Genomic DNA, 18086 nt, shown 5'->3' on the forward strand with positions numbered 1-18086 from the left:
ACATGGTTGGAAATCTTCTTCTCCGCGGGATGATCGCGGGGGCGATTGCTGGCATCCTGGTTTTTGCCTTCGCCCATACATTCGGTGAGCCGCTGGTCGATCAGGCGATCGCCTTCGAGGAAGCCGCAGCCACGGCTGCCGGCGAAGCCGCCGAACCCGAAATCGTCAGCCGCGCCACCCAAGCCGGCATCGGCCTCTTCACCGGGGTAATGGCTTACGGCATCGCCGTCGGCGGTCTCTTTGCTCTTGCCTTCGCCTTCGTGCATGGCCGCTTCAGCAAGCTCAGCGCCCGCGGCACCGCTGCCGTCATCGCGCTGGCAGCCTTCGTCGCCATCATCCTCGTTCCCGGCATCAAGTACCCGGCCAATCCGCCGGCTGTCGGCAATCCGGACACGATCGGCGTTCGCACCGAGCTGTTTTTCCTGATGATCGTCGTCTCGGTTGGGGCGCTGGTTGCCGCCGTGGCATTTGCCCGCAATCTGGCTGTCCGCTTCGGCATCTGGAACGGTTCGATCATCGCCGGTATCGCCTATATCGTCTTCATTGGTGCCGTGCAGTATCTGCTGCCGCCGATCAACGAGGTGCCGGAAAACTATTCGGCAGCGGTGCTCTGGAGCTTCCGCACGACGTCGCTCGGCATGCATGTGGTCCTGTGGTCGGTGCTGGCGGTGGTCTTCGGTTTCCTGGCCGAGAAGCGGCTTGAAACGCGGTCCCCGGTTGGCCGTCCGGCGTTTCGGTGAGAGGTTGGTGAGGGAGGTGTTCCGCACTCTCCCTCATTCCTGTGCTCGTCACAGGAATCCAGCCACCGCGCGTCGGCGCGGTGAATGACTCTAGTTTCCCGCGTCCATGGACATGGACGCACTGGATTCCTGTGACAAGCACAGGAATGAGGGATTGGTAAGGTCTGCGATGAAACGGCTGCTTCTTCGTTCGGCGATCTCTGTAGCTGCGCTCGCGCTGCTGACCGGCGGAGCCATGGCCCATAGCCGCACCGCGTCGGAAAACCACAGCGGCATTCCTGTCCCTGAAATTTCGCATGGCGAAATGGCGGTCATGGCTGATTACCGCGATCGGATCATCGCGCTCGCGTCCGGCGCCACCGATACGAACGAGCCGTTCCGCCGGGTGCTGAACTATGCGCAGATCCAGTATTCCTACTGTCTCCGGGGCCGTATGCCCGGCAGCGTGACGGACGAGGAAAGCCCGTTCAACGAATGCGCCCATGCCTATCTGGCCGCCACCAAGGCGGTGCTGCTCTCGATGCGCGAGATGCCGCGTGAGGCTGACGAAGCCAATGCGATCATCTCGGATGCCGATGCCGACATGGTGCGCCGCGGCCTGTCGCTGATCACCTGCCGCTTCAGCGGCGAGGCTTTCAACACTGCCGATGTCATCAAGCCGCGCTGGAGCGAAATTCCGCTGCATACGGCAAGCATGGCGTCGCTGACCGGTTTCTTCGCGGTGATCTTTGGCGTCTTCTTCGCCGGCCGCAGGCTGCTGCGGGTTCAGTCTTCGGTGTAGCGCTGCTCGCGCCAGGGGTCGCCGAGCATGTGATAGCCGTTCATTTCCCAGAAGCCCGCCCTGTCCGACGGCATCAGGTCGATGCGGCGCAGCCATTTGGCGCTCTTCCAGAAATAGAGATGCGGCACGACCAGCCGCATCGGGCCGCCGTGATCAAGCGTCAGCGGCTGCCCCTCCCAGGCGGTCGCCAGGATCGCATCTTCGGCGGCGAAATCCGCCAGCGGCAGATTGGTGGTGTAGCCGTCATAGCTCGTCAGCATGACGTAACCGGCTTCGGCCTTCGGCATGGCGGCGTCCAGCAGATCGCGGGTTGAGACGCCTTCCCAGCGGTTGTCGTAGCGCGACCATGTCGTCACGCAATGGATGTCGCTGACACGGGTGCTCTGCTGCATCGACTGGAAATCAGCCCATGTCAGCGCAAGCGGTGTCTCTACGAGACCGCGCACCTCGAGCTTCCAATCATCCAGCGATATCGCCGGCTGCTCGCCGAGGTCGAGCACCGGCCAGTTCTTCACCAGATGCTGGCCGGGCGGCAAACGCTCGGTCTCCGGGCGGGAGATGCGGCCGGTGAGGAACTTGCCTTCCGCGGCCCAGCGGCGTTTGGACGTGGTGAGCTTGCTGTCAACAGGCGCCTGTTCGTCTGTCATCGTGGTCTCCCATCACAGTCGGCCGATAGGACAATTCCGGGCAGGGCGTGTCAAGGGCGGGGCGATCGCCTTGGCCATGCCTGTCGCCTCTTGGAATTCGCGGCGCCGGTCATTACAATCGGGCGGTCGGGGTTGCCTTCCTGGGGAGGGAGGCAAAATGGGAGGAGCCGCCGCTGTCACAGAGGCATAGGCTTATATTTGCGCTGTTTTCAGTGCCTTTCGTCGTTTTCGCCTTTTTCTATTACGGCGGATCGCTGGCGACGCGCGCCTATATGGGCGAAGCCTCGGCGCAGGCAGGGACAGCGCTGCGGCTGGCCGTCTCGGCCCTCAGCGGTCACCTGAACCGCTACGAGGCACTGCCGGCGCTGATTGCCGATCACGACGACATCAAGGAACTGGTCACGCATCCCGACGACAAGGATCTTCGGGATGCCGCGAACCTCTATCTCAAGGAGATCAACCATCTCCTCAAGTCCTCAGACATCTATGTGATCAAGCCCGACGGCGAGACGATCGCCGCCAGCAATTTCAATATGCCGGGAAGCTTCATCGGCGAGAATTTCAGCTACCGCCCGTATTTCCAGGAGGCGATTGCCGGAAAGCAGTCGCGTTTCTATGCGCTGGGGACGACCTCGCTGAAGCGCGGCTATTATTTCGGATCACCGATCAGGGCCGGCGATGACATCCGCGGCGTCATCGTCTTCAAGGTGGATATCGACATGATCGAGTCTTCCTGGACCAGCGGCGAATATCGCATCTTCGTCTCCGATCCTGAAGGCATCATCTTCATGTCCGGCAAGCCGGCCTGGCTCTATAACAGCATCCTGCCGCTGACGGCGGATCGCATGCAGCGGACCGAGGCCTCCCGGCGCTATGCCAACGCGGCGCTGACGGCGCTGCCGCTCGGACGCAGCCGGTTCGCAGAGCATGATCTGATGACGATGATCGAGGAGGGCGCGCAGAAGGAATATCTGGTGCTCTCGCAGTATATGCAGGCCGAAGACTGGACCGTAAACGTTCTGCTCGACACCGGCTCTGTCCGGGCGCAGGCGCGCACGGCGCTGGTCGCCGGTTTCCTCATGCTCTGCATTGCCGGTCTCGCCTTTGCCGTTCTGCGCCAGCGCCGGATGCGGCTCAATGAACGCATGCAGTTGCAGGCAGACGCCCGCAACCAGCTGGAACGGCGCGTCGAGGAGCGCACGGCCGATCTTGCCCGGGTCAACAGCCGTATCGAGGAAGAGATCGCCGAGCGGCGCCTGACGGAGCAGCAGTTGCGGCAGACGCAGGCCGATTTGATCCAGGCGGGCAAGCTTGCCGGGCTCGGCCAGATGTCGGCGGCACTCTCTCATGAATTCAACCAGCCCCTGGCGGCCGCCAAGACCTATACGGATAGCGCCGCCGTGCTGCTCGACCGCGGAAGAAACACCGAGGCGCAGGACAATATCCGCCGTATCGGCGGGCTGATCGACCGGATGGCGGCGATCAGCAAGCACTTGCGCAATTTCGCCCGCAAGCCCAACGAGAAGCTCGGGCCGGTGCCGCTCGACGAGGCGATCCGCGATACGCTGGAGATCGTCGCCTGGCGGCTGAAGGCGGCCGATGCCGATCTGCAGCTCGATCTTGGGCTGCATCCGCCGGTCGTCCGGGCGGGTTCCGTGCGTCTCCAGCAGGTGCTGGTCAACGTCATCTCCAATGCAGCGGATGCCGTGGAAGGCCTCAACGACCGGCGGATCGAGGTCAGCGCCTTCGAGAGTGCCGGCAAGGTAGTGCTGACGGTGCGTGACTTCGGGCCAGGCGTGCCGGCGGCGATCGCCGAGCGCATCTTTGACCCGTTCTTCACCACCAAGGGCGTCGGCAAGGGGCTGGGGCTCGGTCTTTCCATCTCCTACAACATCATCAAGGATTTCGGCGGCAGCCTGACTGTTGCGAACCACCCCGATGGCGGGGCCGAATTCCGCATCGAACTGCAATCGGCGGCGGGCGCCATGCCGGAGGCCGCGGAATGAGTGAACAGAAGATCCTGCTCGTTGATGACGAGGAGGAGCTGCGCCGTTCGACGGCGCAGGCGCTGGAGCTTTCGGGCTTCAATGTTGAGACCTTCTCGAACGCAGACCATGTGCTCGAGCTGATCGGTTACAGTTTCCCCGGCGTCGTCGTCAGCGATATCCGCATGCCCGGCACCGATGGCATGACGCTGATGAACCGGATCCGCGAGATCGATGCGGAAGTGCCTGTGATCCTCGTCACCGGCCATGGCGATGTGCAGCTGGCGGTGAAGGCAATGCGCGAAGGCGCCTATGATTTCATCGAAAAGCCGTTCACGCCGCAGATGCTGGCCGGTGTCATCAAGCGCGCCCTGGAGCGCCGCAGTCTTGTCCTCGAAAACCGGCTGCTGAAAGCCGTTGCCGGAAAGCGCGATGACATCGAATCGCGGCTGCCGGGGCGAACGCAGGTGATGGTCGATCTACGCTACCGCATTCGGGCGATCGGGGCGAGCGATGCCGATACGCTCATTGTCGGCGAGACAGGGGCAGGCAAGGAAGTGGTGGCCCGGGCACTTCATGATATCAGCGCCCGGGCCAGCCGCCCTTTCATCGCCATCAACTGCGCGGCCTTGCCTGCGAACCTCATTGAGAGCGAGCTGTTCGGCCACGAGGCCGGCGCCTTTCCCGGCGCCGTGCGCCCGCGTTACGGCAAATTCGAGCATGGCCGCGGCGGGACAATCCTGCTCGACGAGATCGGCTCGATGCCCTTCGATCTGCAGGCGAAGTTTCTGAGAGTGCTGCAGGAGCGGGTGATCTCGCGGCTCGGCTCCAACGAAATCGTGCCGCTCGACGTCCGCTTCATCGCCACCAGCAAGGTCGATCTGGAAGCCGAAGTCGCCGCCGGCCGCTTCCGCGCCGATCTCTTCTACCGGCTGAATGTTGCGACCCTGCATGTGCCGGCGCTGACGCAGCGGCGCGCGGATATTCCGCTGCTGTTTCTCCAGTTGGTACGAGAGGCGGCGGCGCGCTATGGGCGCGACGATCTGCCGGTTTCGCCTGACCTGATCTCCGATATCGCCCAGCGCGACTGGCCGGGCAATGTACGGGAACTGCGCAACGCGGCAGACCGCCTGGTCCTCGGCCTCGATAGTGGCGAGCGGCCGAATGGCGAAGTGTCCGGGCTTGCCGATCGCGTCGCCGAATTCGAGCGCGGCGTGATTGCCACGGCGCTTGTCGCGCATGGCGGAAGCCTCAAGCCCGTCTATGAGTCGCTGCAGATTTCCCGCAAGACGCTGTACGAAAAGATGCAGAAATACGGGCTCGACAAGAAGATGCTCGTTTCCGAATAGCCAAGATGGGTGGATTTCCACCCATCGTCTTTGGCCTTTGTTTCCAAATCGACCCATGGTGCAGCGCACGCAGGCGAAATCTCTGTCTGACGGTGGCGCCTGACGATTGCCGGGGCCCGTTTACCTCCTGTTAATGGCCGCCATTCCAGCCGCGCACGGGAAGCGCCGCTGGCAGCCTGTTTTCATCAGGGAGGAAAACGATGAAACTCTTCAAGGCCATGCTTGGCATGACGGCCGCTGCCGCCGTCTCTCTTTTCGCTGCCGGTGCATCCGCACAGGGCTATCCTGAACGCACCATCACCATGGTCGTGCCGTTCGCGGCCGGTGGCCCGACGGATACCGTCGCGCGCCTCGTTGCCGAATCCATGTCGAAGGATTTGGGGCAGCAGATCGTCGTCGAAAATGTCGGCGGCGCCGGTGGCACGCTTGGCGCCGGACGCGTTGCGGCTGCCGATGCTGATGGCTACACCATCCTGCTCCACCATATCGGCATGGCGACGTCCGCCACGCTCTACCGCAAGCTCGCTTATGACACGCTCAACGCCTTCGATTATGTCGGTCTCGTCACCGACGTGCCGATGACGATCGTCGCCCGCAAGGATTTCGAACCGGCCGATCTCAAGGGCCTCGTCGAATATGTCAAGGCGAACAAGGACAAGGTCACCTATGCCAATGCCGGTATCGGTGCGGCCTCGCATCTCTGCGGCATGATGTTCATGAGCGCGATCCAGACGCCGCTGACGACCGTTCCCTACAAGGGTACCGGCCCGGCGATGACCGATCTTCTCGGCGGTCAGGTCGATATCATGTGCGACCAGACGACCAACACCACGAAGCAGATCCAGGGCGGCACGATCAAGGCCTATGCCGTGACCTCGCCGAAGCGCCTCGATGTCCTGAAGGACGTTCCGACCGCTGTCGAAGGCGGCCTGCCGGGCTTCGAAGTCGGCATCTGGCATGGCATCTACACGCCGAAGGGCACGCCTGCTGACGTCAACGAGCGCCTGTCGAAGGCGCTGCAGGTGGCCCTGAAAGACAGCAATGTCGCCGCACGCTTCGCCGAACTCGGCACCGTGCCGTCGCCGGACGCCGATGCGACGCCTGCGGCCCTGAAGGCAAAGCTTGAGAGCGAAATCACCCGCTGGAAGCCGGTGATCGAAGCCGCCGGCGAATACGCCGACTGAGTGGTCGCAAGCCCGGAGCTTGTGGCCCCCTCACCCTAACCCTCTCCCTGCTGGGGAGAGGGGACGCGGTTTTCCTTCTCCCCAGCGGGGAGAAGGTGCCCGACAGTTTCAGGCGCAACGCGTTGCGCCGGGGATGAGGGGGCTCCACCCACAGTTCTCTCCAACCCCACGGAGACACCATGAAATCTGTCACATTCGACACCACCAATGCGATCTGCGGCGCGCTGCTCGTCGCGACCGGCGCGTTCTTCGCCTATCAGTCCTTCACGCTGGAACTCGGCACGGCGTTGCGCATGGGGCCGGGCTATTTTCCGCTGGTGCTCTCAGGGGTGCTCGTCATCCTCGGCGCTATCGTGTTCTTCCAGGCGCTGCGCGTCGAGGGCGAGCCGATCGACCCATTTGCCTGGCGCGGCATGCTCTTCATCCTGCCTGCTCCCGTTCTGTTCGGCCTGACGGTGCGCGGTCTCGGCTTTGCGCCCTCGCTGTTTCTCACCGCCTTCGTCGCCTGCTTTGCCTCGCAGAAGATGAATGTCTTCTACGCGCTGATCCTGTCGCTCGGCCTCACGGTCTTTTCGGTCGCAGTGTTCAGCTATGGCCTCGGCCTGCCGTTCGAGCGCTTCGGTCCGTGGACCAGGTTCTGAGGAGAGAGACATGGAACTTTTCAACAATCTCGCCCTCGGTTTCGCCACGGCAGCAACGCCGGCAAACCTGCTCTTCTGCCTGATCGGCGTTCTCCTGGGCACGCTGATCGGCGTGCTGCCCGGCATCGGCGCCACGGCGACGATCGCCATGCTCTTGCCGATCACCTTCCAGCTGGAGCCGGTCTCCTCGCTGATCATGCTTGCCGGTATCTACTACGGTGCACAATATGGCGGCTCCACGACGGCGATCCTGATCAACATGCCGGGCGAGTCATCCTCGGCGGTCACGGCGATCGATGGCTACCAGATGGCCCGCAAGGGCAGGGCAGGCGCGGCACTTGCGATCGCAGCACTCGGCTCATTCTTCGCAGGAACGGTCTCGACCTTCCTCGTCGCCATCTTCGCGCCGCCGCTCACCGAGATCGCGCTGAAATTCGGCGCGCCCGAATATTTCTCGCTGATGATCGTCGGCCTGGTGTCGTCGATCGCGCTGGCGCATGGCTCGATCATCAAGGCGCTGGCGATGGTGGCGCTCGGGCTGCTGCTCGGGCTCGTCGGCACCGATATCTATACCGGGACGCCGCGCTTCACCCTTGGCATCCGCGAATATGCCGATGGGCTGAATTTCGTGGCGCTCGCTGTCGGTGTCTTCGGCATCGCCGAAATCCTGCGCAATCTCGAAGGCGAAAAGACCCGAACGGTGCTGATAGCAAAAGTGTCCGGATTGCTGCCGTCGAAGAGCGAGTTCAAGCAGATGATCGCGCCCGTGATCCGTGGCACGGCGATCGGCTCGGCGCTCGGCATCCTGCCCGGTGGCGGCGCCATTCTCGCGTCCTTCGCCTCCTATACGGTGGAGAAGCGCACGTCGAAGAACCCGGAAGAATTCGGTCATGGGGCGGTGGCGGGCGTCGCCGGTCCCGAATCGGCCAACAATGCGGGCGCTCAGACCTCGTTCATCCCGCTCTTGACGCTCGGGATCCCAGCCAACCCCGTCATGGCGCTGATGGTCGGTGCGATGATCATCCAGGGGATCGTTCCGGGTCCTAATGTCGCGACCGAACAGCCGGCGCTGTTCTGGGGCATCATTGCCTCGATGTGGATCGGCAACCTGATGCTCGTCATCCTCAACCTGCCGCTGATCGGTCTCTGGGTGAAGCTGCTGACGGTGCCCTACTACGTGCTCTTCCCTGTCATCATGGCCTTCTGCTCGATCGGGGTCTACAGCGTCAACGCCAATGTCTACGACCTCTATGCCGTCGCCTTCTTCGGCCTCATCGGCTATGTGCTGGCGAAGCTGCGCTGCGAGCCGGCGCCGCTGCTGCTCGGCTTCGTGCTCGGCCCGCTGCTGGAAGAGAACCTGCGCCGGGCGATGATCCTGTCACGCGGCGATCCGACGACCTTCGTCACGCGTCCGATCAGCGCCGTGCTGCTCGCCATCGCGCTCGGCGTGCTGATCATCGTCTTCCTGCCGAGCGTCAAGAAGAAGCGCGAAGAGGTGTTCGTCGAGGAAACGTGAGGGGTTGAACTCACCGCTCCTTTGTTGAACAAAGGATCCATGAAGCGGGCGCCGGTCTGGCGCCCGTTTTCGCATGCAAGGACATCCCGGCTCATGACCATTCCCGCAGGGATCATCGACGATCTGCCCTTTCTCACCTCGCTTCGTCGCGATCTGCACGCCCATCCGGAGCTCGGCTTCGAGGAGGAGCGCACCAGCGGTATCCTCGCGAAACTGCTGGAGGAGGCCGGCATCAAGGTGCATCGCGGACTGGGGATGACGGGCGTCGTCGGAACGCTACAGGTCGGCAACGGCACGCGCAGCATCGGCCTGCGCGCCGATATGGATGCGCTGGCCATGCCCGAGATGGCGGATCGCCCCTATAAATCGACAGTACCCGGCAAGATGCATGCCTGCGGCCATGACGGGCATACGGCGATGCTGCTCGGCGCCGCCCGGTATCTGGCCGAAACCAAGAGCTTTTCCGGCACCGTGCATTTCATCTTCCAACCGGCCGAAGAGGGCCGGGGCGGCGCAAAACGCATGGTCGAGGAGGGACTGTTCGATCTCTTCCCCTGCGATGCCGTCTACGGCCTGCACAATATGCCCGGTCTCGACACCGATGAGATTGCCGTCGTCGGGGGGCCGCAGCTTGCCTCATCCGACAGCTGGCGCGTCACCTTCCGCGGCACCGGCACGCATGGCGCCAAGCCGCATCTCGGCCGCGACCCGATCACTGCTGCGGGTACCTTCATCGCGGCACTGCAGACCATCGTCGGCCGCGTCGTTGATCCACTGCAGCCGGCCGTCGTCAGCGCCTGCTCGCTGCAGGCGGGTGACCCGAAGGCGCTGAACGTCATCCCCGATATCGTCGAGATCGGCGGCACGGCGCGGGCCTATTCGCCCGAAGTGCGTGACCAGCTGGAAGAAGAGATCGGCCGGTTGGCGCGTGGCACCGCGCAGATGTTTGGCATTGCTGCGGACTATCAATTCGAACGGCGCATTCCGCCTGTCGTCAACGATGCCGACGTGACGGCGCGGGCGCTGGGTGCCGCGGGTGAGGTATTCGGGGCGAAAGTGCGCACCAGCTTTCCGCCGTCGACGGCGGGGGACGACTTTGCGTTTTTCGGGCAGAATGCGCCTGGGTGTTACGTCTGGCTCGGGAACGGCCCGGCTGTGGACGGGGCGCTGCATCACAATACGGCTTATGATTTCAATGATGGGGCGCTTGGGTTTGGGGCGGCGTATTGGGTGAAGCTGGTGGAGCGGGAGTTGGTGGCTTAGGTCGCGTGCGAGCAAGAGCAGTGGACTTGGCCCCCTCATCCGCCTACCGGCACCTTCTCCCCGAGGGGAGAAGGGACTTGTGGCGCGGCCTTGCTTCAATAATTTGAGATTCGCGAAGGGCGCGATTTCCCTTCTCCCAGCGGGGAGAAGGTGCCCGAAGGGCGGATGAGGGGGCCACGCCCTCCAAGCGATTCTTAGGACAATATCTCCACCACTGGCGTCTCCAGCACCTTACCCGTCAGCACATCGGCAATCCCCATATCCGTCTGATGCGGACCGATATTGCAGGCAAGTGTCGCCCCGAAGCAGGCCTTGAAGACGAGGTAGGGCGGCTGCCAGGTGACGATCTCTTCCATCGCCTTGCGGATGTCGCGGAAGGCTTGTGCCGTCTCGGCGAGCGAGGCTTCGCTGACGAGGCCTGAGAGCGGCAGAGGCAGCAGCGCCAGGATGACGCCATCCTTCGCAACGGCCATTCCGCCGCCTGCTGCGATCACCGCATTCGCCGCCGCCGCCATATCCCCGGTGTTGCCGCCGAAGACCGTCAGGTTGTGGCTGTCATGCGAGACGGTGGTGCAGAAGGCGCCGCGCCATTCTCCCCAGCCCGTCAGAAAACCGGTGCGCGGGCGGCCATCCGCCAGTCCGTGGCGGTGGGCGACCGAGATCATCGTGCTACCTGCGGGCGGGACCACGAAGCCGTTTTCGACTGACGTTTCAGCTTCGGCCCATTGGGTGAAGCGCGGACGGTCGATGGTGGCGACGCGCACGCGCGTCCCCTCGGAACGAACCTTGAAGTCGTCTTGGCCGAAGGGAGTGAGCTTGACGGAATTGGTGAGTGGCGCGGTATCGAGCGGCTTCGGCGCCGCGGTCATGGTGCCATCGCGGGCAATGGTGCGGCCACTGGCGATCACCCGCCGCGCCCGGAAGTCGGTGAGATCTTCGAAGAGCACGATGTCGGCGCGGCGCCCGGCGGCGATCAGGCCGAGATCGCTGCGCTTCAGCCGTTGCGCGGCGTTGAAAGTGGCGGCGCGGAGTGCCCATTCCGGGCGCATACCGTAGCGCATCAGGCGGCGGATCACGTCGTCGAGGCCGCCACCATCAAGCAGTTCATCGGGGAAAACATCGTCGGTGCAGAGCGTCACCGTCGGCGGCAGATGGCCGATGGTGTTCAAGGCTTCGACGAATTCGGCGAGCAGGTGATCGTGTGAGCCGCGCAGCTCGATGGTCATGCCGGCAGCCAGCTTCTGCAACAGGTCGGCACCGGAGGTCAGTTCGTGGTCGGAGGTGATGCCTGCGGCCATGAAGGCGTTGAGATCGGCGCCCTCCAGCCCGCGGGCATGGCCGCAGACGAGCTTTCCGGATGCCAGACCGGCATTGACGATCTCGGTCATGCGCGGGTCGCCGTCGATGACGCCGCGCATGTTCATGACCTCGGCGACGCCGCCGATCGCAGGCAAGCGCAGCATCTCGGTGATGACGGAAGCGTCGAAATCAGCCCCGGCGCGCTCCAGGCCGGGTGCCGAGGGCACACAGGATGGGGCGAGCAGGATCATGCGGAGCGGCAGACCGGCGGATGCCTCGATCGCCCAGCGCACGCCGTCGAGGCCGTGGACATTGCCGAACTCATGCGGATCCCAGAGGATCGTGGTGACGCCCCGCGGCAGCACGGCCCGGGCATATTCGGCCGGTGTCACCATCGAGCTTTCGACATGCATATGGGTGTCGATCAGGCCGGGGGTGATGATGGTGCCAGATGCGTCGATGATTTCGGCGGCATCGCTGCGGCTTTTCGGAGCGTGCACGCTCGATATCAGCGGGCCGGTCAGGCCGATATCCGCCTCGCGGATCAGGCCGGTGACGGCATCGAGCAGCTTGCCGCCCGTTATGAGAATGTCGAAGGGCAGGTGGCCGCGGGCGGCGGCCACGGCGCGGGCGCGCAATTGGGGATCGTTGAGATCGGCCGGTTCCTGGCGCAACGAATGGGTCATTTGCGGGCCTCGCTTTCGAGCGCGCCGAGGATCATCGCGCGGGCGGCCTCGGCATCGATCTCGACAGCAAATTCGGCATTGGGCGCGGCATGGGTTGCGCGCGTCTCGACGACGGTGCGGCCGCGAGTGAACTGGCCGGCGAGTTCGACATCGATGCGGGCGGCGCGGAAGTTGACCAGATCAGGGGCCACGAAGGCGACGGCGGCAGAGGGGTCGTAGATCGCCATGGCGGCGCGGCCGCGGCTGATGCCGATATTGACGTAACCCGCGAGCATGTCGGCGATCAGTTCGGCATTGGTGCCACCGGCTGAACGGATCGGGCCGATATCGTCGGGCCTGGCCAGGACTTTGCGGCAGAGATCGAGATCGACCATCTTCAGCGGCAGGCCGTGGCTGATGACGATCGCCAGCGCTTCCGGGTCGGCGAGCGCGTTGAACTCTGCTGAGGCCGTGTGATTGCCGATGGTGACACCGCCGCCCATCCAGGTGAGTTCGGTGATGCGGGCAGCGAGATCGGGACGGGCGAGCGCTAGGGCTGCGATATTGGTCAGCGGTCCCAAGGCCAGGATGCGATGCGGTCCATCTGTTTCGAGCCAGCGGCAGAGTGCGGTGAACGCATCGCTATCCGGCAGCGCCGAGCCTTGCGGCAGCGTGCGGCCCGCGGTTGGGATGCCGGTGTCGCCGAGGATCGCCTGAGCCGTCTCGATCTTGCCGAGCACCGGATTGGCGCGGCCGCTGTGGATCGGGAAGGTCCAGCCGAAGGCCTGTGCGGCGCCTGATGCGTTCAGCTTCACCTGTGGCAGCGGCGTGTTGCCGAAGACCAGCGAGACGCCTGATATTTCGAGGCCCGACTGCTTCACCACCAGAATGGCGGCAATGTCGTCGAAGCCCATGTCGGTATCGATCCAAATTCCCATCATGTCACCCGAAGCGCGAAAGGCTTGCGGCTGCAGCAAGCGGAAGGTCGAAGGAAAGCGCGGTGCCGATCGGGTGGGCGGCGAGGCCTGCATCGACCTCCGCCTTGATCGGCCCGAGCGGGGTGTCGAGCAGGTATTCCCGCGTGTTGCCGGCATAAGAGGTGCCGCGCACAGTTCCCTGGAAAGGACCGGAACCAAGGATGACCGTGCGCGGCCGCCACGCCAGCCCTGCAGCCTGAGGCGCAGGGGCCGGCAAATCGATCGGGCCGTTTTGCGTGACGAGCTTGCCGCCTTCGAGCTTGAAGACGTTCTCGAAGCCGACGAAATCGGCGACGAAGGCGGAGACGGGGCGATTGTAGATATCTTCGGGCGTACCGATCTGCTCTATGCCGCCGTTCAGCATCACGACGATCCGGTCGGCAAGGGCCAGCGCCTCCACCTGATCATGGGTGACGAAAATCATCGTCACGCCGGTTTCCTTCTGGACGCGCTGCAGCTCGGCGCGCATTTCCAGACGCAGCCGGGCGTCGAGGTTGGACAGCGGCTCGTCGAGCAGCAGCACCTTGGGTTCCATCACCATCGAGCGGGCAAGCGCCACGCGCTGTTGCTGGCCGCCGGAGAGTTCGGCTGGTTTCCGGGCGGCAAAGCTTGCGAGACCGACCGACTTGATGCCCGACGTCACGCGCTTGTCAAGATCCTGGCCTGACATGCCCTTGAGGCGCAGGCCGAAGGCGACGTTTTCGTAAACGGTCAGATGCGGGAAGAGGGCATAGGACTGGAAGACGAGGCCGACATTGCGTTTGTTGGCCGAGACGCGGGTAATGTCGTCGCCGTCGAGATTGATGCGGCCGGAGGCGGGTGTCAGCAGGCCGGCGATCGAGCGCATCGTCGTCGTCTTGCCGCAGCCGGAGGGGCCGAGCAGGGCGACGAGCTCGCCCTTTTCGATCGTGAGATCGAGGTCCTTCACCGCGACCGTATCGCCATAGGCCAGCGTCAGCTTGTCGAGTTGAAGATAGGCATCAGACATAACGCGAGAATCCCAGAAAGCGTTCGGCAAGGAAGACGATGCCGATGGAAAGGAAGGCGAGCAGCGAGGAGAGGGCTGCGATCGACGGGTCGTAGGTGGTCTCCATGTAGCCCAGCATGTCAATCGGCAGGGTGCGGACACCGGGACCGGAGAGGAACAGCGAGACTGGCACCTGATTGAAGCTGGTGACGAAGCCGAGGATGAAGGCCGCGAGAATGCCGCCGCGGATATTCGGGATCACCACCCGGAAGAAGGCGCCGGATCGCGATGAGCCCAGGAGAACGGCTGCCTCCTCGATATCGGAGCGCAGGTTGTTGAGGCTCGCCGAGACGACGCGCACCGCATAGGGCAGCACCAGCGCGGTGTGGGCGAAGAACAGCGCCAGCGTGATATTGAAGCCGAAGGGCACGATCAGATAGCGCAGCAGCGCCAGGCCGACGATGATGCCGGGCACGATGATTGGCAGGGAAACGATGGTGCGTACGGTCTCGGCGAAGGGCAGCTTGTAGCGCGACAGCGCGTAGGCGGCGGGAATGCCGAGGATCAGCGCCGAGAGCGTGCCGAAAACGGCGAGGAACATCGACATGCCGAAGCTCTCGCGGAAGCTGTCGATGGTGAAGACCTTGGCGACCCATTTCAGCGACAGGCCCTGCGGCGGGAAGGCGAGCGTATCGCCGGCGGAGAGCGAGGCGGCAATGATGATCAGGAACGGGCCGATCAGGAAGGTCAGCAGCAGGATCAGGACGATGGGCGGGAAGAGGCGTGCGGTCATCGCTTGTTCCTCGCGGTCGCCAGGCGTTTCAAGAGAATGTTGGCGGCGAAGCTCATGACGATCAGCATGAAGGCGATGACGCTGGCGGAGACGAAATTGTTGGAGACGGACACCTGCTGGTAAAGCAGGGTCTCCAGCATCAGCACCTTCGAGCCGCCGAGCACGGCGGGCGTGATGTATGCGGTGAGCGAGCCGGTGAAGACGAGGGTGCCGCCGACGACAAGACCTTCCTTGGTGAGCGGCAGGATCACCTTCCAGAACACCTGGAACCAGTTGGCGCCGAGCACGCGGGCGGCCGGAATGGCGTCCTTCGGCATGTTTTCCAGGGCGCTGATCAGCGACAGGATCATCAGCGGCAGGAAGAGCTGCAGCAGGCCGATGAAGACGGCGGTCTCGGTGAAGAGCAGGCGCAGTGGCTCGTCGCTGAAGCCGAGGCCGGTGATCGCCTGATTGATGATGCCGGTGCGGCCGAGGATGACGATCCAGGCATAGGTGCGGGCAACCGGCGAGATCATCAGCGGCAGCGTCACCAGGCCGATCATCCGACCCTTGCCCTTCGGCGGCAGGTTGACGATGGCAAAGGCCGCGGCATAGCCGATGACGGCCGAGACGGCCGTGACTTCGAGGCCGAGCCGGAAAGTGCGCAGGAAGACGGTGCGGTTCAGCTGCTCTGAGAAGAAATCGGTATAGGCCGACAGTGTCCAGGCGCCGTCAGCGCGAAAACCTTCTGAGAGCAGAATGGCGACGGGCAGCAGGAAGACCACGGCCGCAAAGATTGCGGCCGGCAGCGCAAGCGCCAAAGCTTCTGCTCGGTTCTGAAACATCGGGAGCCTTTCGGGCGGATAAGAAACGGTCCCGGCAGGCCGGGACCGGCGGCGATCGGCGGCTTACTGGCCGACCGTGCTGTTCCATTCCTTCAGCCAGGCATCGCGATTGTCGAGCGCCACGGCAGAAGGAATGAGCTTCAGGCTCTTGGCGGTGTCCTCGCCATAGGTGAGGTTGTTCGCAGCGGCTTCGGAGAGCTTCACCTCCTTGTTTGCCGGGCTATCGACCAGCTTTTCGGCAAGCTTGGTCTGGATGTCAGTGGAGAGCCAGAAATCCATGAACTGCAGGGCGAGATCCTGGTTCTTCGAGCCTTTGGTGAGGACCATGACGTTCATGCCGCCGGTCTGGCCTTCCTTCGGGGTTGCCCAGGCGACGGGGACGTCGAGCTTGGTGAAGCCTGCCCAGGAGAAGCGGCCGATCGGGGCGGCCCAGATCTCTTCCTGCTGCATCAGCTGCACGAGCTGCGAGGACTTTTCGTAGAAGGTGACGATATCATCCTTCTTTTCGCCGACGGCCGCGATCGCGCCCTTAAGGTCAGGCGTATCCTTGCCGATCGCCTTTCCGAGCATGAAGAGCGCCGGCGGGCCCTGGTTGGTGGTAACGTTCGGGAATGCGACGTGGCCGACATATTCAGGCTTCAGGAGATCGGCCCAGGACTCGATCTTCATCTTGTCAGAGCGGTAGGCGATCGAGGTGGCGTAGAATGTGTAGCCAACGCTCATGCCGTCGCCGTTCGGATCCTTGGCGACATCATAGAGCTTGTCGAAGTTCGCGAGCTTGGAGCTGTCGATCTTGTCGATCAGGTCCTTGCGGGAAGCCGAGAGCGCGTCGGCCATCGAGACGACGGCCATGTCGATGACGGGGCTCGCCTTGTTGGCTTCCATCTTGGCGATGCGCTCGACGCTGTTGCCAGTTTCCACGACGAGCTTGCAGCCACATTGCTTTTCAAAGGGATCGTAGACCAGCGTCTTGAAGTCGTCCTGTGCGAAGGCATAGACGGAAATGGTCAGCGTCCGGTCCTGCGCGGCTGCCGCCAGCGGGGAGAGCGCCAAGAGCGCTACCGATGCGATGAGGGATTTCATGTCGCGAGTTCTCCATCTGTCAGGTTTTCTTTTGCCGGGCGCGCTGGCCCGGAGGATTGGCGGACGATCAATTGCATCGGAACGCGATCGGTCTCCGCAGTGACGATGACACCCTCCCGGGTGCCGCTTTCCAGAATGGTCTTCAGCAGCGCCGAGATGGCGATCTCGGCGATCCTGTCCATGTCCATCCGCGCCGTAGTCAGCGCGGGAGTGACGACCGGTGACCAGATCAGGTCGTCGAAGCCGGTGACGCTGACATCGGCAGGCACATTGATGCCTTCCTGCTGCAGCTCGGTCAGTGCCCGAAGGGCTTGCAGGTCGGAAAGGGCGGCGAAGGCGGTAAAGCCTTCGGCTGCCTTCCTGGCGAGGCCGAGCCGGCAGCCGGGGCCGGCCGTTTGCTCCAGCCTTTCGATCCAGAGCATCTCAGAACTCATGCCCTTGGCGAGCCCGGAACGGATGCCGCCGGCGCGATCGTTCTGGACGTTGGATTCCGGATTGTTGCCGATGATCAGGATGCGCTTGTGGCCAAGACCTGCCAGATGGGCGGCGATCTGCTGGCCGCCCTGCCAGTGGTCGGCGGCAACCGTGTTGCCGGGGGTCGAGGCTGTGTCGATGACGGCGACTGGGCAGCTGGAGGCGGAGATGCGGGTGGCGCGGCGGGGGACGACGACCATGCCATCGACACCGCGTTCGATCAGGCGGTTGATCGCCTCGGTCTGCGCCGTCACATCGCCGCGCGAATCGGCGATGAGCACGCCGTAGTCCGCGGATTTGGCTGCGAATTCGATTGCCTGGGCGATTTTCGGAAAGAGCGGGTTGGCAATATCGGGAAGCACGAGGCCGAGGACGCCGCTGCGGCCGGTGCGTAGTGCCCGGCCTGCCTGGCTCGGGATATAACCAAGCTCGGCGGCATGCTCGCGAATCTTTTCCGCCAGCTGCTCGGAGACACGGCCCTTGCCCGAAAGCGCATTGGAAACAGTCGCGACGGAGACGCCGAGCGACGTTGCTATCCTGCTCAAGTTCGGTCCCGGGCGTGACGAAGCCATGGTTTGCCGTGCGTTTGATTAATCGTTTAATCAGGCTCTACAGGAAGCATGTGGCGTTGTCGAATCGAATCTTAGCGTAACTGGCGTTTTCCGCACTGTATTAGATGTTGCGGACATAAAAAAAGCCCCGCAGAGCGGGGCTTCTTCTGGATCGTTTCAGCGGTGATTACTTCTTCACCGCAACCGTCTGCACCTTCGCGACGGCACTCGGCTTTGCGCCATCGGGCGCATAGCCGCCGCCGACGGCGACGTTGAGCGAGACGTAGTCCTTGGCCATCTGCTGGACGGCAGCGGCCAGGCTTGCCTGGGCCGTCGAGACGTTGCGC

The 18086-nt window shown here is 63.6% G+C and carries 16 protein-coding genes and 1 pseudogene; 8 read left to right on the top strand and 9 right to left on the bottom strand.

The window, feature by feature from the left end:
• Positions 1-2 precede the first annotated feature (2 nt).
• Both AC1DIJ_RS21940 and AC1DIJ_RS21945 read left to right on the top strand, forming a co-directional pair.
• Entirely contained in the window at positions 3-740 is a 738-nt protein-coding gene (locus tag AC1DIJ_RS21940; RefSeq protein ID WP_112385410.1) for a CbtA family protein, read from the top strand.
• A 169-nt stretch (positions 741-909) separates the two neighbouring features.
• Positions 910-1521, top strand: a complete 612-nt coding sequence (locus AC1DIJ_RS21945; protein WP_112385409.1) for a hypothetical protein — start codon at positions 910-912, stop codon at positions 1519-1521.
• On the opposite strand, the gene AC1DIJ_RS21950 is transcribed toward AC1DIJ_RS21945, so the two are convergent.
• Positions 1506-2168: a sulfite oxidase-like oxidoreductase gene (locus AC1DIJ_RS21950; RefSeq protein ID WP_112385408.1), complete on the bottom strand. Its 663-nt coding sequence runs from the start codon at positions 2166-2168 to the stop codon at positions 1506-1508. The two genes, AC1DIJ_RS21945 and AC1DIJ_RS21950, sit on opposite strands and share 16 nt — an antisense overlap.
• A gap of 212 nt (positions 2169-2380) precedes the next feature.
• Between AC1DIJ_RS21950 and AC1DIJ_RS21955 the strand changes: the two genes are divergently transcribed.
• From AC1DIJ_RS21955 to AC1DIJ_RS21980, 6 genes are all read left to right on the top strand, one after another.
• Positions 2381-4174 carry a sensor histidine kinase gene (locus AC1DIJ_RS21955; RefSeq protein WP_477831550.1) on the top strand — a complete coding sequence of 598 codons (1794 nt, stop codon included), beginning with the start codon at positions 2381-2383 and terminating at the stop codon, positions 4172-4174.
• Positions 4171-5502, top strand: coding sequence for a sigma-54-dependent transcriptional regulator (locus AC1DIJ_RS21960; RefSeq protein ID WP_112385407.1), 1332 nt, complete (start codon positions 4171-4173; stop codon positions 5500-5502). Before AC1DIJ_RS21955 ends, AC1DIJ_RS21960 begins: the two co-directional genes overlap by 4 nt.
• 200 nt (positions 5503-5702) lie before the next feature.
• Positions 5703-6686: a tripartite tricarboxylate transporter substrate-binding protein gene (locus AC1DIJ_RS21965; protein WP_112385406.1), complete on the top strand. Its 984-nt coding sequence runs from the start codon at positions 5703-5705 to the stop codon at positions 6684-6686.
• 179 nt (positions 6687-6865) lie between these two features.
• Complete coding sequence (locus AC1DIJ_RS21970) at positions 6866-7327, top strand: tripartite tricarboxylate transporter TctB family protein (protein WP_112385405.1); 462 nt, start codon at positions 6866-6868, stop codon at positions 7325-7327.
• A gap of 10 nt (positions 7328-7337) precedes the next feature.
• Positions 7338-8843: a tripartite tricarboxylate transporter permease gene (locus AC1DIJ_RS21975; RefSeq protein WP_112385404.1), complete on the top strand. Its 1506-nt coding sequence runs from the start codon at positions 7338-7340 to the stop codon at positions 8841-8843.
• A gap of 93 nt (positions 8844-8936) precedes the next feature.
• Positions 8937-10106 carry a M20 aminoacylase family protein gene (locus AC1DIJ_RS21980; RefSeq protein WP_112385698.1) on the top strand — a complete coding sequence of 390 codons (1170 nt, stop codon included), beginning with the start codon at positions 8937-8939 and terminating at the stop codon, positions 10104-10106.
• A 194-nt stretch (positions 10107-10300) separates the two neighbouring features.
• On the opposite strand, the gene AC1DIJ_RS21985 is transcribed toward AC1DIJ_RS21980, so the two are convergent.
• The 8 genes and pseudogenes from AC1DIJ_RS21985 to AC1DIJ_RS22020 form a co-directional block, all read right to left on the bottom strand.
• Complete coding sequence (locus AC1DIJ_RS21985; protein ID WP_112385403.1) at positions 10301-12091, bottom strand: adenine deaminase; 1791 nt, start codon at positions 12089-12091, stop codon at positions 10301-10303.
• A complete protein-coding gene (locus AC1DIJ_RS21990) occupies positions 12088-13008 on the bottom strand; it encodes a nucleoside hydrolase (RefSeq protein WP_112385697.1) in 921 nt (306 codons plus the stop codon). Before AC1DIJ_RS21990 ends, AC1DIJ_RS21985 begins: the two co-directional genes overlap by 4 nt.
• A gap of 4 nt (positions 13009-13012) precedes the next feature.
• On the bottom strand, positions 13013-14035 hold the full coding sequence (locus AC1DIJ_RS21995; RefSeq protein WP_112385402.1) for an ABC transporter ATP-binding protein: 1023 nt from the start codon (positions 14033-14035) through the stop codon (positions 13013-13015).
• On the bottom strand, positions 14028-14807 hold the full coding sequence (locus AC1DIJ_RS22000) for an ABC transporter permease (RefSeq protein WP_112385401.1): 780 nt from the start codon (positions 14805-14807) through the stop codon (positions 14028-14030). Before AC1DIJ_RS22000 ends, AC1DIJ_RS21995 begins: the two co-directional genes overlap by 8 nt.
• Complete coding sequence (locus AC1DIJ_RS22005; RefSeq protein WP_112385400.1) at positions 14804-15631, bottom strand: ABC transporter permease; 828 nt, start codon at positions 15629-15631, stop codon at positions 14804-14806. Before AC1DIJ_RS22005 ends, AC1DIJ_RS22000 begins: the two co-directional genes overlap by 4 nt.
• A gap of 63 nt (positions 15632-15694) precedes the next feature.
• Positions 15695-16714: a polyamine ABC transporter substrate-binding protein gene (locus tag AC1DIJ_RS22010; protein ID WP_112385399.1), complete on the bottom strand. Its 1020-nt coding sequence runs from the start codon at positions 16712-16714 to the stop codon at positions 15695-15697.
• A complete protein-coding gene (locus AC1DIJ_RS22015; RefSeq protein WP_112385398.1) occupies positions 16711-17760 on the bottom strand; it encodes a LacI family DNA-binding transcriptional regulator in 1050 nt (349 codons plus the stop codon). Before AC1DIJ_RS22015 ends, AC1DIJ_RS22010 begins: the two co-directional genes overlap by 4 nt.
• A 166-nt stretch (positions 17761-17926) precedes the next feature.
• A pseudogene (locus AC1DIJ_RS22020) lies at positions 17927-18086 on the bottom strand (efflux transporter outer membrane subunit); the annotation flags it as partial.

The organism is Rhizobium sp. 10N427, assembly GCF_056394605.1.

Excerpts from the sequence above, each read along its gene's own strand:
- AC1DIJ_RS21940 (WP_112385410.1), top strand. The coding sequence starts at position 3 with ATGGTTGGAAATCTTCTTCTCCGCGGGATGATCGCGGGGGCGATTGCT.
- AC1DIJ_RS21945 (WP_112385409.1), top strand. The coding sequence starts at position 910 with ATGAAACGGCTGCTTCTTCGTTCGGCGATCTCTGTAGCTGCGCTCGCG.
- AC1DIJ_RS21950 (WP_112385408.1), bottom strand. The coding sequence starts at position 2,168 with ATGACAGACGAACAGGCGCCTGTTGACAGCAAGCTCACCACGTCCAAA.
- AC1DIJ_RS21960 (WP_112385407.1), top strand. The coding sequence starts at position 4,171 with ATGAGTGAACAGAAGATCCTGCTCGTTGATGACGAGGAGGAGCTGCGC.
- AC1DIJ_RS21965 (WP_112385406.1), top strand. The coding sequence starts at position 5,703 with ATGAAACTCTTCAAGGCCATGCTTGGCATGACGGCCGCTGCCGCCGTC.
- AC1DIJ_RS21970 (WP_112385405.1), top strand. The coding sequence starts at position 6,866 with ATGAAATCTGTCACATTCGACACCACCAATGCGATCTGCGGCGCGCTG.
- AC1DIJ_RS21975 (WP_112385404.1), top strand. The coding sequence starts at position 7,338 with ATGGAACTTTTCAACAATCTCGCCCTCGGTTTCGCCACGGCAGCAACG.
- AC1DIJ_RS21980 (WP_112385698.1), top strand. The coding sequence starts at position 8,937 with ATGACCATTCCCGCAGGGATCATCGACGATCTGCCCTTTCTCACCTCG.
- AC1DIJ_RS21985 (WP_112385403.1), bottom strand. The coding sequence starts at position 12,091 with ATGACCCATTCGTTGCGCCAGGAACCGGCCGATCTCAACGATCCCCAA.
- AC1DIJ_RS21990 (WP_112385697.1), bottom strand. The coding sequence starts at position 13,008 with ATGGGAATTTGGATCGATACCGACATGGGCTTCGACGACATTGCCGCC.
- AC1DIJ_RS21995 (WP_112385402.1), bottom strand. The coding sequence starts at position 14,035 with ATGTCTGATGCCTATCTTCAACTCGACAAGCTGACGCTGGCCTATGGC.
- AC1DIJ_RS22000 (WP_112385401.1), bottom strand. The coding sequence starts at position 14,807 with ATGACCGCACGCCTCTTCCCGCCCATCGTCCTGATCCTGCTGCTGACC.
- AC1DIJ_RS22005 (WP_112385400.1), bottom strand. The coding sequence starts at position 15,631 with ATGTTTCAGAACCGAGCAGAAGCTTTGGCGCTTGCGCTGCCGGCCGCA.
- AC1DIJ_RS22010 (WP_112385399.1), bottom strand. The coding sequence starts at position 16,714 with ATGAAATCCCTCATCGCATCGGTAGCGCTCTTGGCGCTCTCCCCGCTG.
- AC1DIJ_RS22015 (WP_112385398.1), bottom strand. The coding sequence starts at position 17,760 with ATGGCTTCGTCACGCCCGGGACCGAACTTGAGCAGGATAGCAACGTCG.